This is a genomic window from Streptomyces sp. ME02-8801-2C, assembly GCF_033793965.1.
Classification (GTDB): domain Bacteria; phylum Actinomycetota; class Actinomycetes; order Streptomycetales; family Streptomycetaceae; genus Streptomyces.
Map to the genome: position 1 here is coordinate 919271 of NZ_JARAXP010000003.1, position 13891 is coordinate 933161.

Here is a 13891-nt window from a genome sequence, read left to right on the forward strand (position 1 = left end):
ACCATGCAGCGCCGTATGCGACGCATCACAGCAGCCTTCTCGGCCGTCGTGTCCTCGATGCTTCTGTCCCTCTCGCTCACCGCGACACCCGCCCACGCCGCCACTCACAATCCGATCGTCTTCGTGCACGGCCTCAGCAGCTCGTCGAGCAGCTGGGACGACTGGGTCGCCGACTTCAAGGCCGACGGCTACACGGCCTCCGAGCTGGACGCCTGGTCGTACTCGTGGTCCCAGTCCAACGTCACGACGGCCCAGCAACTGGCCACCGAGGTCAAGAGAGTTCTGGCCGCGACCGGCGCCTCGAAGGTGGACCTCGTCGTCCACTCGATGGGCGCGCTGAGCGCTCGCTACTACCTCAAGAACCTCGGCGGAACCGCCTACGTCGACGACTTCGTCTCCGCGGCCGGCGTCAACCACGGCACCACGGTCGCCTCCTGGTGCTCGTGGCTGTACACCTCGTGTGCCGAGATGTACACCGGAAGTTCGTTCCTGACCTCGCTGAACTCGGGCGACGAGACGCCGGGCAGTGTGTCGTACGCCAGTTACTGGTCGAACTGCGACGACGCGCTCACCCCGGACACCACCGCGATCCTCAGCGGCGCCACGAACGTCGAGGTCGGCTGTATCTCGCACGACGAGATGAACAACGACTACGGCGTCTACCAGCAGGTGCGCAACTTCATCGCCTGATCCCGCCGACAGCGAGGGTGCGCGGGTCCCGCGAGAGGGGACAATCGCGGTAAGGCCAGTCCTCCCCGGGAGGTCCCCATGCCGCTACGGTCCGCCCCCGGCTCCGTGAAGGTGCCGCGGGATCCCGTGCACCATCCGCTGTTCGCCCGTTACTACGCCCGGCTCAGCGCCGCCGCCGAGACCGGCATGGGGCTCGGCGCCCTGCGGCACCGGCTGCTCGCCGGGCTCTCCGGCCGGGTGATCGAGATCGGCGCCGGCAACGGACTGAACTTCGCGCGTTATCCGGGCACCGTCTCAGAGGTCGTCGCGATCGAACCCGAGCGCCTGCTGCGGCAGTTGGCCGTGGAGGCGGCGATGCGCTGCGAAGTGCCCGTCGATGTCGTGCCGGGCGTGGCGGAGGCGCTGCCTGTGAAGGCGGAGGCCTTCGACGCGGTGGTGCTCTCGCTGGTGCTGTGCGGTGTCCGGGACGTCTCCCGCGCGCTCGCGGAGGTACGGCGGGTGCTGCGGCCCGGTGGCGAGGTGCGGTTCTTCGAGCACGGCGTCGGCGGCGGGCCCGCGATGCGCTTCACCCAGCGCGCCCTCGACCGCACGGTGTGGCCGGCGCTCGCCGGCGGCTGTCATCTGTCCCGGGACCCGGTCGCCGCGTTGCGGGACGCCGGGTTCGAACTCGGCCCGTACCGGCGGCTGTTGCTCGCCAAGAAGGTGCCGCGGCTGCCCATCTCGTACTGCGTGATGGGCAGCGCGTGGCGTCCCCCGGAGCCGGATGCCTCATAGGCTCCACTGGCGAAGCTCGTGCGCGATGTCCTGCACCGAGGCGTCGCCCGTCTTCACCAGCCGGGCGAGCTCACGCACCTGCTCGGGCGAGGTGACGACCTTGACCCCGCTGGCGATCAGGTAGGCGTAGGCGACCGCGGAGGCGAACAGCGCGTTGGAGCGCTCCAACGCGGGCACGTGCAGGAGGAGTTGAAGCAGGGCGGCGGCCCTGGCGTGCGGGTTGTCGTAGACGGGGATGTCGAATATCTCGGCCTCGTGGCGGGCGACGGCGGCGACCAGAGCGCCCCAGTCGGAGACCTGGGGGTCTCCGGGCGTCTTCCGTTCGGCGATCATGAGGAGCCAGGCGAGGTCGATCCTGAGGTTGCCGGAGTTGTCCAAGGGGTCAGTGACGACCTTCGCGCTTGCCTTCACGGTCCGTGCCGAACTCCTCGGCGAAGACGGACTCGTACTGCTTCATGAAGTCGGCGGCGGCCTCCACGAAGGTGTGGCCCGCCTCGCCGGTGTCATGTCTGACCAGCTCTTCGATATAGCGGTTGACGCTCATCCCACGGGCGAGGGCCTGTTCGCGCGCTGCCCGGGCGGTGCCCTCGTCCACCCGGACGTTCAGCTGAGTCTTGGGCATACCTCGAAGCTAGCGCGTGAGTGCTAGCACCGGCAAGAGGGCCCCCGGGGAGTGAAAAGGGATACCGGGTGTGCGCCTCGTCACACTACGCTCGGCCGGGACAAGGAACGAGGGACGTCGGTACGACATCGGGCCGGCCACGACCAGCAAGCCACTGAAGGAGGCAGCCTTGTCCACACCTGCTGCGGAGCACGCCCCCGGGCACGCGGAGGCGGACGGGACCGCGGCCCGCGCCCGTGCCCTGACCAAGGCGTATGGCTCGGGCGAGACCACCGTGCTCGCCCTCGACTCGGTCGACGTGGACATCGCGCGCGGGCGCTTCACCGCGGTCATGGGACCGTCGGGGTCGGGCAAGTCCACGTTGATGCACTGTCTGGCCGGGCTCGACACCGTGTCGGCGGGGCAGGTGTGGCTCGGCGACACGGAGATCACGGGGCTGAAGGAGCGCGATCTGACCCGGCTGCGGCGTGACCGGATCGGGTTCATGTTCCAGTCGTTCAATCTCATCCCGACCCTGAACGCGGTCGAGAACATCACCCTTCCCATGGACATCGCGGGCCAGAAACCCGACCAGAAGTGGCTGGACCAGGTCATCGACGCGCTGGGGCTGCGGGACCGGCTGAAACACCGCCCGGCGCAGCTGTCCGGCGGGCAGCAGCAGCGCGTGGCCTGTGCCCGGGCGCTCGCCTCGCGGCCCGAGCTGATCTTCGCGGACGAGCCGACCGGCAATCTCGACTCCCGCGCGGGCCTCGAGGTCCTCGGCTTCCTGCGCGACGCCGTCGACGATCTCGGCCAGACGGTCGTCATGGTGACCCACGACCCGGGCGCCGCCGCCCACTCCGACCTGGTGCTCTTCCTCGCCGACGGACGGATCGTCGACGAGATGGCGCGGCCCACGGCGGAAGCGGTCCTGGAGCGTATGCGCCTCTTCTCCGGCGGACAGGGCCAATCTCAGCCGGCCGACCCCGAAGCCCCGTCCCTCACCAAGCCCACCGACGAGGACTGACGCCCCGTGCTGAAGGCAACGCTCCGGAGTTTCCTCGCCCACAAGGGCAGACTGCTGCTCTCCGCGCTGGCCGTGGTCCTGTCCGTGGCGTTCGTCGCGGGCAGCCTGATCTTCTCCGACACGGTCACCCGTACCTTCGACCGGCTCTTCGCCTCCACCTCCGCCGATGTCACCGTGAACCCCCGGAAGGACTTCGAGTCGTCGGTGCCCTCCGGCGAGGTCCTGACCCTGCCCGCCTCGCTGGCCAAGCAGGTCGCCGGTGTCGCCGGTGTCGCGGACGCCCACGCGGACGCGTCGGTCGACAACCTCACCGTCGTCGACGACCGGAACAAGTCGGTCTCACCGACCTCGGGCGCCCCCACCATCGCCACCGACTGGTACCTCACCGACCGCAGCCCCGTGAAACTCACCTCCGGCCACGTCCCCCGGGGCGACGACGAGGCGCTGCTCGACGCGGACACCGCCGACAGCAAGGACGTCGGCATCGGCGACACACTCACCGTCCACGCGCAGCCGGGGTCGTTCAAGGTCAAAATCGTCGGGATCGCCACCTTCACCACCACCAACCCGGGCGCGGCGCTGCTCTTCCTGGACACGAAGACCGCGCAGACCCGGCTGCTCGGGGCGCCGGACCGGGCCACGAGCATCTCGGTGACCGCCGCGAGCGGGGTGAGCGACGCCGAGCTGAAGAGCCGTATCGCGAAGCGGATCGGCACCACGGACTACGAGTTGCAGACGGCCTCCGAGCAGGCCGAGTCCGCCGCGGAACAACTCGGCGGATTCCTCGATGTGATCAAGTACGTGATGCTGGGCTTCGCCGGGATCGCGGTGCTCGTCGGGGTCTTCCTGATCGTCAACACCTTCTCCATGCTGATCGCCCAACGCACCCGCGAACTGGGCCTGTTGCGGGCGCTCGGCGCCGACCGGCGGCAGGTGCGCCGGTCCGTGCTGACCGAGGCGGTGCTGCTCGGCCTGGTCGGTTCGACGCTCGGCCTCGCCGCCGGGATCGGTCTCGCGGCCGGGCTGATCCAGCTGATGAGCGCGTTCGGCATGAACCTCACGTCGGCCGACATGGTGGTGGGTTGGGCCACGCCCGTGTCCTCGTACGCCGTCGGGCTCGGGGTGACCTTCGTGGCGGCCTATCTGCCGGCCCGGCGGGCCGCGGTGGTCTCCCCCATGGCCGCGCTCTCGGACGCCGAGATCGCCGGGGTGGGCAAGCCCTTGCGGGTACGGGCGGTGGTCGGCGCGATCTTCGGGGCGCTCGGGGCCGCCGCGCTCGTGGGCTGCGCCACGGCCGACGAGACGTCGACGTCCGCTTCCCTGCTGGGACTCGGGGTCGTCCTCACACTCATCGCCACGGTCATCGCGGGCCCGCTGCTGGTCCGGCCGGTCATCCGGGTGCTGGGCGGCGCGTTCCCCGCGCTCTTCGGGCCGGTCGGCCGGATGAGCCAGCGCAACGCCCTGCGCAATCCCCGCCGTACGGGGGCCACGGCCGCCGCGCTGATGGTGGGCCTCGCCCTGGTGGGCGGGATGTCGGTGGCCAGCGCCTCGATGACCAAGTCCTTCGACCAGCAGATCGACAAGACGCTCGGCGCCGACTTCGTCGTGCAGAACGACAACTTCGTGCCGTTCCCGCAGGAGCTCACCGACAAGGTGCGGGACACGAAGGGGGTCGGTCTCGTCGTACGGCAGCGGTTCGTGCCGGTCGCGGTGCGCTTCCCGGACGGCAAGCGTCTGGAGACCACGGCCGCCGGGTACGACGCGCGGCTCGACGACGTCGCCCATGTCACCTACGCGCAGGGCGACACGTCCGCCGCGCTCGCGGACGGCCATCTGGCGCTGTCCGCCGACTACGCCAAGGACCACGGCGCCCGCGTCGGCACCGTGCTGCCGGTGCAGTTCCCCGACGGCGGACGGACCGAGCTGACGGTCGCCGCCCTCACCGACCAGGACAGCGCCGAGGGGTTCGGCACGCAGGGCGGGATCTACTTCGGGATCGCCGTCGCCGAGCGGTTCGTGCCCGGCGGTCAGGAGTCCGCGCTGTACGTCAACGCGTCCGACGGCACGAGCGTGGACCAGCTGCGTCCCGCGCTGGAGCGGACCCTCGAGCCGTATCCCCAGGTCAAGGTGCGTGACCAGGCCGACTACAAGGAGCTGATCCGCAACCAGATCGCCGTGCTGCTCTACCTGGTGTACGCGCTGCTGGGCCTCGCGATCGTCATCGCGGTGCTCGGGGTGGTCAACACCCTCGCCCTGTCGGTCGTGGAGCGCACCCGGGAGATCGGGCTGCTGCGGGCGATCGGGCTGTCACGGCGTCAGCTACGCCGGATGATCCGGCTGGAGTCGGTGGTCATCGCCGTGTTCGGTGCGGTGCTGGGGCTCGGGCTGGGGCTGGTGTGGGGCGTGTGCATACAGCGGGTGCTGGCGCTGCAGGGCATGGAGGCACTGGCGATTCCCTGGGGCACGATCGTCCTGGTGGTGGTCGGCTCGGCGGTCGTCGGGATCGTCGCGGCGCTGCTGCCCGCGCTGCGCGCGTCCCGGATGAACGTACTGGCGGCGATCGCGCACGAGTGAGGGGAAGCGCGGCGCCGGGTGCCTCCGCTCCCGGCGCCGGGCTTCGCGTACCGCTGTCGCTCGGCCAAGTCCCCTGGCGATGCGTGCAGTCGTGTCACCGCCGATCGGGTTGTACGTACGGCGGCGCGCAGGACGGGAAGTGACTGCAGGTCAGCCCATCAAATGCCTGGTCAGAGCTCTGTCGCCGACGCCGGAAGAGGGTGGGCGGCCGGTCCCCGTGCCGCCGTACGGGTCAGCCGGGCGGGCGGCTCGAGTGGTGGGTCCGGCGGGTCTGGCTGACGGTGGATCACGTCGAGGTCGGGTCTCGTCAGCTGACATCACGTCAGCGCCCCGGCCGCGGCGGAAGGACTTCGATCATGCGCTCTGCCCGCCTGCTCCTCGCTACCGCGACGGCCACGGCCGCTCTCGCGATCGCCGCACCCGGCGCCCTCGCCGCCGACGGCGGCGACTGGGACCACGGTGACTCTTCCTACAGCAAGGAGCACGACAAGGACAGCAAGCACGACAAGCCGAACGGTGGCATGCACACGGGCGGCGGTGCGCTCACCGCGGTGAACGAGGGCGACTGGAGCAAGGGCGACAGCGCGGACGAGAGCAAGAAGGGCGACTGGGAGGCCGACAAGGAGGAGGGCGGCAAGGGTTCCTGGAACTCCGCGGACAAGGAGGAGAGCGGCAGCAAGGGTGACTGGGGCGGCAAGGGCGAGTGGGGCGGCAAGCACGAGAAGCCCAGCGGCGGCATGCACACCGGTGGCGGCGCGCTCGCGTCCCCGGGTGTCACGGCCGGCGGGCTGGCGGCCCTGGCGGTCGTCGGCGCGGGTGCGTTCGCGATGCGTCGCAGGAACGCGGCCGACGGGGTGTCCTGACCGTTGCCTGACATAGCAGCCGGGGCCGTCGCGTGCGCACATCCGCCTGTGCGCACTGCGGCGGCCCGGCCGGTTTTGTCCCCCTCCCCTCCGTACCGTGCCCGTGTTCCAGTGAGGTGGTTCCCGATGGCAACCCGGTTGTCCTCCCCTGTCGAATCCCCGTCGGCGCCGCCCAGGCGGCGCCTTGTCGTACGTCTGATCGCGTGGTCCGTGGTCCTCCTGATCCCGGTGCTCTTCCTCTTCTCCGGGAACGACGAGCCGTCCGACGACGCCCGCGCGCCCCGGGTGGCCGTCGCGCACGCCCCGTCCGTGTCGGCCACCCCGAAGGCCTCGGTCGCCCCGAAGGGCGGAAAGCATCTGCCGCGGGCGCAGCCGACGCGGCTGCGGATCCCGGCCATCGGCGTGGACGCCCCCTTCGTCGGCCTCGCCATCGGCGCCTCGGGCCAGCTCGAGCCCCCGCCCGCCGACGACGTGAACCTGGTCGGCTGGCAGGCCAACGGCGTGTCGCCGGGTGAGGCGGGGACCGCGATCATCGCCGGGCACGTCGACACGGCGACCTCCCCCGCCGTCTTCGCCGGGCTCAGCGAAGTGGAGAAGGGCACCCGCTTCTCCGTCAACCGGTCCGACGGTCGCACGGCCGTCTTCGTGGTCGACAGCGTGGAGACGTTCGCGAAGGACGCCTTCCCCGACGACCGGGTGTACGCCGACACCCCGCAGGCCCAGGTCCGGCTGATCACCTGCGCCGGTGACTACGACCACTCGGTGAAGGACTACACCGACAATCTCGTGGTCTTCGCCCACCTCGTCTGACCCCGCGCGGCCCGTCCCGGCCCGTCGGGGTCCCCCGGGAGCCCACCTGGGCGATCAGCGGTGGCGGGCCGGAACACCCGCTCCTAGCTTCGGCATATGACCAGACGACAGATCACCCACCTCGTATGTACGGCGGCTGTTGTGGCCTCAGGGCTGGGAGCGGCCGCTCCGACCGACCACCGCACTGCGCAGCAGCTGCTCCGTGTCCACCGGGTGCAGCCCGGCGAATCGATCCAGCGGGCGGTGAACGCCGCACTGCCGGGGGACACCGTTGTCCTCTCCCCCGGCACCTACCACGAGAGCGTCAGCATCACCGTGCCCGACCTGACCCTGCGGGGCTCCCTCGCCGGGCACGCCGTCATCGTCCCCGGCCCGGCCTCCGCCGACGGCACCTGCGCCAAGGCGGGCAACGGCATCTGTGTGACCGGCACCAAGAGCAGTCCCGTCAAGGGCGTCACCCTGCGCTCGCTGACGATCCGGAACTTCACCAAGAACGGCCTGTGGGCCTCGTGGACCGACAAGCTGAAGGTCCAGAACGTGACCGCCGAGAAGAACGGGCAGTGGGGCCTCGCCCAGGAGAGGTCCGTACGCGGCGTGTTCAGCCGCAACCTCGCCCAGCACAACGGTGACGCCGGGCTCTTCGTCGCCAACACCGTCGACCGGGAGGACGGCGCCCAGGACTCCAAGGGCACCGTCGTCAGCCACAACCGTCTGGTCGGCAACCGCATCGGCCTCACAGTGCGGCGGCTGCGGAATCTGACCGTCGAACGCAACGAGGCGACCGGCAACTGCGCCGGGGTGTTCGTCGTCGGCGACGAGGGCACACCGCGCGCCGGGGCGATGACCGTACGCCGCAACCACGTCCACACCAACAACAAGCTGTGCCCGAAGACCCCTCGCCTGCCCTTCCTGCAGGGCTCGGGCATCGTCCTCACCGGCACCGAGAAGACGCTGGTGACGAAGAACCGGGTCGAGGACAACGTGGGCGCCTCCCCGCTGTCGGGCGGCATCGTGCTGTTCAAGAGCTTCGTGGGCGCCCCCAGCGAGAGCAACGAGATCGTCGACAACGTGGTGCGGCGCAACAGCACCGCGGATCTCGCCAACCGGGACACCGGCAAGAACAACACCTTCCGCGGCAACAAGTGCGGGGTCTCCGAACCCGCGGGAATGTGCTGACGCCGACCCGACTCGAACGACTCCCTCACCCACTCCCCCACACGCACGGCACGACGACAGAGGCGAGGCAACAGATGACGACCGTTGATCCGGCTCCGCCGGCTTCCCCCACTCCCTCCGCTCCCTCCTCTCCCCCAGCCCCTCCGGCGCCCATGCGTCTGAGGGAACTCGTCTTCGGGGCGGCCTGTGCCGCCGCCGTACGCGCCGCCGCCCGCCTGGGCGTCGCAGACGCCCTGGACGACTCCCCCAGGAGTGCGGAGGACCTGGCGGCGGCGGTGAAGACCCGGCCCCACACCCTCAGGCGGCTGCTGCGCGCGCTGACCTGCCAGGGCGTGTTCGAGGAGCGCCCCGACGGCACCTTCGTCCACACCGAGATGTCCCGGCTGCTGCGCGAGGACGATCCGCACAGCCTGCGGTACATCGCCCTGTGGTGCACCGAGCCGTGGACGTGGAGCGTCTGGCCGCAGCTGGACGAGGCGGTGCGCTCGGGCCGGAACGTCTTCGAGGACATGTACGACCGGGAGTTCTTCTCGTACCTCAACGAGGAGGCCCCCGAGTCGGCCTACGTCTTCAACCGGGCCATGACGACGTCCAGCGAGCAGTCGGCGCGGGACGTCGCGAACCTGCTGGACCTGACCGGGGTGTCCTCGGTCGCGGACATCGGCGGCGGCCAGGGCCGGGTGGTGGCGAGCCTGCTGGAGAAGCACCCCGCGATGCACGGCACGCTGCTCGACCTGCCCGGCGTGGTGGAGAACGCCGACCCCCGGCTGCGCGACGGCGGTTCGCTGGCCGCGCGGGTGAGCATCGTGGCCGGGGACTGCCGGGAGGACATCCCCGTACAGGCGGATGTGTACATCATCAAGAACATCCTGGAGTGGGACGACGACAGCACCCGCAGGGCGCTGGCGAACGTCCGGAAGGCGGCGCGGCCCGGTGCTCGGGTCGTGGTCATCGAGAACCTCGTGGACGACACGCCCTCGATGAAGTTCACCACCGCCATGGACCTGCTGCTGCTCCTCAATGTCGGCGGTGCCAAGCACACCCGGCAGAGCATGGTCGACCGGCTGACCGAGGCAGGTCTGGTCATCGGTGAGATCCGTCCGGTCAACGCGTATCTGCACGCCTTCGAGTGCACCGTCCCCGACAACTGACCGACCGCCACAAACCCCGAGGCCGGTACCGCGAGTGACGCGGTACCGGCCTCGGGGTTTCGGCGCTCAGGAGCGGGCGTCCCGCTCCCACTGGTAGAAGCAGTGCGCCATGGCGTCCTTGGGGCTGCGCCAGGTCTGCGGGTCGTACGCGGAGACGTACGCCGACAGCTTGTCGCTGATGCCCCGGAACTCGGGGTGTCCGGCGACCTTCGCGATGGCGGGCGCCGGGTCCTGGTCGGCCTCGATGAAGTGCAGGTACACGTCGCCGTACTGGAAGAGGCTGCGGCGGGTGACACCGACGAGGTGCGGGAGTTCACCGCTGTCGGAGGCGGCGAACAGGTCGGCGATCGCCGGCGCCGAACCGGGTGCCATCCGGGCGACGATCAGGGCGTGGTGCATCGGGTGTCCTTCCTGGGCCGGTGGGTCAGCGGGGCAGGGGCGCGTTCTGGCGTTCCCGGGCGACCTGCTCGATGCGGTCCCGGATGAGCGCCATCTGCGTACGGGAGTTGCGGTTGATGTTGTCCGTCATCCACTCGTCGTCGACGGGGGCGTCGGGCTTCATCGCGAAGTCCTGCGTCCAGCGCATCTGGGTGCCGCCCGGCAGCTCCGTGTACTCCCACAGGATGTTCATGTGGGCGAAGGGGCCCGTCTCGATCCGGCGGGCCCGGACGATCCGGTTGGCGCGGTCGACGGTCCGTTCCGAGATCCAGCTCCAGACCTTGCCGTTGTCGTCCGGGTACATGGTGAGGCGGAACGCCGTGGTGTCGCCCTCGCGGGAGAGCACCTCGAGGGAGGAGTACTCGGTGAAGAGCTGCGGCCAGTTCTCGATGTCGTTGGTGATGTCCCAGACGAGGTCGAGGGGGGCGTCGACGGTGACGGTGTTCTCGGTGTGTCCTGACACTTTCAGGCTCCAGCCTTGAGGGTGCTGTTGACGAGGTCGAGGAACTCCTGGGGCGTCTTGCAGCGCTCGGAGTCGGGGGGCAGCGAGCGGCCGTACTGGTTCTCCAGTTCGCCGACGATGCCGAGCAGGCCGAGCGAGTCGAGGCCGAGGATCCCGAAGGGGGTGTCCGAGGCCCGTTCCAGCTCCCGGGGGTCGACGGTGACTCCGGCGCCCCTCTTCATGAGGGTGGCCAGTTCGTCGTAGGTCACTTGGGTGGTGAGCATGCGGGTGTTCTCCTTACCGCCCGGTGCTGTCGGGCTCAGGCGTCTGCGCGGCGCACGATCAGCGCCGCGTTGGAACCCATCAGTCCCCGGCTGAGGACCAGGGCCGTGCGCGGCTCGGCGGGGCGAGCGCGGGACATCACCAGGTCGAGGTCGTGGCAGATGTCGAACACGTTGGGGGTGGGTGGGATCAGGCGGTGCTCCATGGCGAGCACCGCGGCGGCGATGTCCAGCACGGGCGCCCCGCAGTAGGCGCGCCCGATACCGGTCTTGGGCGCGGTGACGGGGACCTTGACGCCGTGCTCCCCGAGCGCGTCGGCGATGGCGCCGGCCTCGGCGCGGTCCGCCTCCGGCACTCCGAGGGCGTCCGCGAACACGACGTCGATCTCCTCGGGGGCGCAGCCGGCCTCGTCGAGGGCGGCCCTGATCGCGTGGGCGAGCCCTTCCCGGGACCGGTCCCAGCGGGAGGCACCGGTGAAGGTGGCGCCGTGTCCGGCGATGACGGCCCGGACAGGCGCTCCGCGTTCCCGGGCGCGGTTCTCGTCCTCGACGACGAGCATGGCGCCACCCTCGGCGGGTACGAAGCCGCAGGCTCTCGCCGTGAAGGGGCGGTAGGCGCGGGCCGGGTCCTCGACGGTGCTGAGTTCGGCGTAACCGAGCTGGCAGACCATCGAGTAGGGGGCGAGGGGTGCCTCCGCGCCGCCGACGACGACCGCGCCGGTGCCGCGCGCCACGGCCCGGGCGGCGTGGGCGACGGCGTCCAGACCGCCGGCCTCGTCGCTGGCGACCACTCCGCAGGGGCCCTTGAAGCCGCCGCGGATGGAGATCTGGCCGGTGCTGGCGGCGTAGAACCAGGCGATGGACTGGTAGGGGCCCACGTACCGCGATCCCTGGCCCCACAGCTTCTGAAGTTCGCGCTGGCCGAACTCGCCGCCGCCTGATCCGGCAGCGGTGACCACACCGATGTCGTAGGGCTCGGCGGGCTCGCTCCGGGCGATTCCGGCGTCGTCGAGGGCGAGTGCGGCGGCGGCCATGGCGAAGTGGCTGAACCGGTCGGTCTGGACAAGGAATCGCTCCTCGATGAGGCCGGCGGCGTCGAAGCCCCGGACCTCGCCCGCGACGCGGAGCGGCAGATGCCCGCAGCCCTCGCGGGTGATCCCGTCCAGGACGACGAGTCCTTCGCCGACGGCCTTCCAGTAGGAGTCGGCCCGCAGGCCGTTGGGCGCGATCACACCGATCCCGGTGATGGCCGCGCGCGAGGTGCGCGGGGTGTGCTGGGTCTGCCGAGTGCTCATCGGGTTCTCCCTCCCGCCCCGGTCAGCAGTACGGCCGACTGGAAGCCGCCGAATCCGCTGCCGACGGAGAGCACGTTCCTGAGCTTTCGCTGACGCGCGGTGCGCGGCACGTAGTCCAGGTCGCACTCGGGGTCGGGTGTCTCGTAGTTGGCCGTCGGCGGCACGACCTGGTGCTTCATTGCCAGGACGCACGCGACGACCTCGATCGCGCCGATCGCGCCGAGTGAGTGGCCCACCATGGATTTGATGGAGCTCATCGGTGTGTCGTAGGCGTGGGCGCCCAGGGACCGCTTGACGGCGGCCGTCTCGTGCCGGTCGTTCTGTTTGGTGCCCGAGCCGTGCGCGTTGACGTAGTCGATCAGCGTGGGGTCGAGGCGGGCCTGGTCGAGCGTGGAGTCGATCGCCCGGGCCATCTCCAGCCCCTCACAGGTGAGACCGGTCATGTGGTAGGCGTTGCCGAACGTGGCGTAGCCGCCGATCTCGCAGTAGATGTGCGCGCCGCGGGCCCGGGCGTGCTCGTACTCCTCCAGGACGAGGACCGCCGCGCCCTCGCCCATGACGAAGCCGTTGCGGCGGGCGTCGAAGGGCCGGGAGGCGTGTTCGGGGTCGTCGTTGTTGTCCGAGGTCGCCTTGATGGCGTCGAAGCACGCCATGGTGATCGGCGAGATCGGCGAGTCCGCCGCGCCGGCGATGCAGATGTCGGCGCGGCCCTCCTCGATGGTGTGGAAGGCGTAGCCGACCGCGTCGATCCCGGAGGTGCAGCCGGTGGAGACCGTCTGCACCGGGCCCTGGGCGCCGAACTGCTCGGCGACGACCGAGGCGAGGGTGCTCGGCGAGAACGCCCGGTGCAGTTGCGGCTCGGCGCGGCGGTGGTCGACGTCCCACCGCTGTCCGACCTCGCTGACCTTGACGTAGTCGTGTTCCAGACGGGTGGTGCCGCCGACGGCGCTGCCCAGGGAGACCGCGACACGCCAGGGGTTCTGCGTGCCGGTGTCGAGTCCGCTGTCGCCGACGGCTTCGGCGGCGGCGACCATGGCGAACTGGATGTAGCGGTCGGCGTGCTGGCTCACGTCCGGGTCGAGGCCGTGTGCGAACGGGTCGAAGTCGCATTCGGCGGCGATGCGTGAGCGCAGGCCCGCCGGATCGAACAGCGTGATACCCCGGGTCGCGGTGCGGCCGCCGGCGAGGAGGTCCCAGAACGCCGTGGCGCCGGTGCCGCCTGGAGCGACCACACCGATACCGGTGACAGCCACCCGCCGGGTCACCGTATGGCCCCGCTTCGTTCGGACGGCTGTCCGTGGTCCGGAGCGAGCCCGCCCGGCCCGCCGACGGCGAACTCCGTGCCGGGTACGGCGGTTTCGGTGACCTCCGTGTCGACGTGACCGAGGCTGGGACGCGGTGCGAGCGGGCCCAGGTGGAAGACCATACGGGCCTCCACGTCACCGACGTTGCGGAAGCGGTGGCGTACGTCGATCGGGATCAGGAGCCCCTGATCGGGCCTGAGGGCGTGGGTCTCGCCGTTCAGGTCCACTTCGAGACTGCCCGCGACGACGTACACGAACTCCTCGGAGTACGGGTGGTAGTGCTCGCCGATGCGCTCTCCGGGCTGGACGATCGCCAGGCCCATGAAGCCGCTGGTGGAGCCCACCGTGGCGGGCGTGAGCACGGCCCGCAGGTCGCCGCCGCGTCTGCGGTTGGGTTCTGTCTCGCTCAGATCCACGATGCATGGGTGGTGCTTGTTCATGGTTGACACCTCCGGGGGTGGCAGG

General features: G+C 70.5%; 16 protein-coding genes. 8 read left to right on the forward strand and 8 right to left on the reverse strand.

From position 1 onward, the window contains the following. Positions 1-3 precede the first annotated feature (3 nt). Both PV396_RS13055 and PV396_RS13060 read left to right on the forward strand, forming a co-directional pair. Positions 4-690: an esterase/lipase family protein gene (locus PV396_RS13055; RefSeq protein WP_319203881.1), complete on the forward strand. Its 687-nt coding sequence runs from the start codon at positions 4-6 to the stop codon at positions 688-690. 78 nt (positions 691-768) lie between these two features. Next, a complete protein-coding gene (locus PV396_RS13060; RefSeq protein WP_319203884.1) occupies positions 769-1464 on the forward strand; it encodes a class I SAM-dependent methyltransferase in 696 nt (231 codons plus the stop codon). Here PV396_RS13060 and PV396_RS13065 read toward each other — a convergent pair. After that, entirely contained in the window at positions 1459-1797 is a 339-nt protein-coding gene (locus PV396_RS13065; protein ID WP_319204106.1) for a fic family toxin-antitoxin system, toxin component, read from the reverse strand. The genes PV396_RS13060 and PV396_RS13065 overlap by 6 nt on opposite strands. A 49-nt stretch (positions 1798-1846) precedes the next feature. Then, a complete protein-coding gene (locus PV396_RS13070; protein WP_319203886.1) occupies positions 1847-2086 on the reverse strand; it encodes a toxin-antitoxin system HicB family antitoxin in 240 nt (79 codons plus the stop codon). Positions 2087-2255: 169 nt separating this feature from the next. Between PV396_RS13070 and PV396_RS13075 the strand changes: the two genes are divergently transcribed. From PV396_RS13075 to PV396_RS13100, 6 genes are all read left to right on the forward strand, one after another. Then, entirely contained in the window at positions 2256-3092 is an 837-nt protein-coding gene (locus PV396_RS13075) for an ABC transporter ATP-binding protein (protein ID WP_319203888.1), read from the forward strand. A 6-nt stretch (positions 3093-3098) separates the two neighbouring features. After that, the gene (locus PV396_RS13080; protein WP_319203891.1) at positions 3099-5666 is read left to right on the forward strand and encodes an ABC transporter permease; all 2568 of its coding nucleotides are present in this window, start codon (positions 3099-3101) and stop codon (positions 5664-5666) included. A 356-nt stretch (positions 5667-6022) separates the two neighbouring features. Further along, positions 6023-6529, forward strand: a complete 507-nt coding sequence (locus tag PV396_RS13085) for a hypothetical protein (protein ID WP_319203893.1) — start codon at positions 6023-6025, stop codon at positions 6527-6529. A 126-nt stretch (positions 6530-6655) separates the two neighbouring features. Further along, positions 6656-7339 (forward strand): class F sortase, encoded by a 684-nt coding sequence (locus PV396_RS13090; RefSeq protein WP_319203895.1) that lies wholly within the window; start codon positions 6656-6658, stop codon positions 7337-7339. 96 nt (positions 7340-7435) lie between these two features. Next, positions 7436-8515, forward strand: a complete 1080-nt coding sequence (locus PV396_RS13095; RefSeq protein WP_319203897.1) for a nitrous oxide reductase family maturation protein NosD — start codon at positions 7436-7438, stop codon at positions 8513-8515. A gap of 74 nt (positions 8516-8589) precedes the next feature. Continuing rightward, positions 8590-9666, forward strand: coding sequence for a methyltransferase (locus PV396_RS13100; RefSeq protein ID WP_319203899.1), 1077 nt, complete (start codon positions 8590-8592; stop codon positions 9664-9666). Positions 9667-9732: 66 nt separating this feature from the next. Here PV396_RS13100 and PV396_RS13105 read toward each other — a convergent pair whose 3' ends face one another. Genes PV396_RS13105 through PV396_RS13130 form a run of 6 tightly spaced genes read right to left on the reverse strand, consistent with a single transcriptional unit; the run spans position 9733 to position 13866 of the window. Beyond that, the gene (locus tag PV396_RS13105; protein WP_319203901.1) at positions 9733-10065 is read right to left on the reverse strand and encodes a TcmI family type II polyketide cyclase; all 333 of its coding nucleotides are present in this window, start codon (positions 10063-10065) and stop codon (positions 9733-9735) included. Between the two features lie 25 nt (positions 10066-10090). Further along, positions 10091-10567, reverse strand: a complete 477-nt coding sequence (locus PV396_RS13110; RefSeq protein WP_319203903.1) for an SRPBCC family protein — start codon at positions 10565-10567, stop codon at positions 10091-10093. Positions 10568-10569: 2 nt separating this feature from the next. Next, entirely contained in the window at positions 10570-10830 is a 261-nt protein-coding gene (locus tag PV396_RS13115) for a phosphopantetheine-binding protein (RefSeq protein WP_319203905.1), read from the reverse strand. A gap of 35 nt (positions 10831-10865) precedes the next feature. Beyond that, positions 10866-12122, reverse strand: coding sequence for a ketosynthase chain-length factor (locus tag PV396_RS13120; protein ID WP_319203907.1), 1257 nt, complete (start codon positions 12120-12122; stop codon positions 10866-10868). Then, a complete protein-coding gene (locus tag PV396_RS13125; RefSeq protein WP_319203909.1) occupies positions 12119-13387 on the reverse strand; it encodes a beta-ketoacyl-[acyl-carrier-protein] synthase family protein in 1269 nt (422 codons plus the stop codon). Before PV396_RS13125 ends, PV396_RS13120 begins: the two co-directional genes overlap by 4 nt. Beyond that, positions 13384-13866 carry a cupin domain-containing protein gene (locus tag PV396_RS13130; protein WP_319203911.1) on the reverse strand — a complete coding sequence of 161 codons (483 nt, stop codon included), beginning with the start codon at positions 13864-13866 and terminating at the stop codon, positions 13384-13386. The genes PV396_RS13125 and PV396_RS13130 overlap by 4 nt, the downstream gene beginning before the upstream one ends. Positions 13867-13891: the final 25 nt, after the last annotated feature.

Coding starts and splice junctions, on each gene's coding strand:
- PV396_RS13055 (WP_319203881.1), top strand. CDS start 4: ATGCAGCGCCGTATGCGACGCATCACAGCAGCCTTCTCGGCCGTCGTG.
- PV396_RS13060 (WP_319203884.1), top strand. CDS start 769: ATGCCGCTACGGTCCGCCCCCGGCTCCGTGAAGGTGCCGCGGGATCCC.
- PV396_RS13065 (WP_319204106.1), bottom strand. CDS start 1,797: ATGATCGCCGAACGGAAGACGCCCGGAGACCCCCAGGTCTCCGACTGG.
- PV396_RS13070 (WP_319203886.1), bottom strand. CDS start 2,086: ATGCCCAAGACTCAGCTGAACGTCCGGGTGGACGAGGGCACCGCCCGG.
- PV396_RS13085 (WP_319203893.1), top strand. CDS start 6,023: ATGCGCTCTGCCCGCCTGCTCCTCGCTACCGCGACGGCCACGGCCGCT.
- PV396_RS13090 (WP_319203895.1), top strand. CDS start 6,656: ATGGCAACCCGGTTGTCCTCCCCTGTCGAATCCCCGTCGGCGCCGCCC.
- PV396_RS13095 (WP_319203897.1), top strand. CDS start 7,436: ATGACCAGACGACAGATCACCCACCTCGTATGTACGGCGGCTGTTGTG.
- PV396_RS13100 (WP_319203899.1), top strand. CDS start 8,590: ATGACGACCGTTGATCCGGCTCCGCCGGCTTCCCCCACTCCCTCCGCT.
- PV396_RS13105 (WP_319203901.1), bottom strand. CDS start 10,065: ATGCACCACGCCCTGATCGTCGCCCGGATGGCACCCGGTTCGGCGCCG.
- PV396_RS13115 (WP_319203905.1), bottom strand. CDS start 10,830: ATGCTCACCACCCAAGTGACCTACGACGAACTGGCCACCCTCATGAAG.
- PV396_RS13120 (WP_319203907.1), bottom strand. CDS start 12,122: ATGAGCACTCGGCAGACCCAGCACACCCCGCGCACCTCGCGCGCGGCC.
- PV396_RS13130 (WP_319203911.1), bottom strand. CDS start 13,866: ATGAACAAGCACCACCCATGCATCGTGGATCTGAGCGAGACAGAACCC.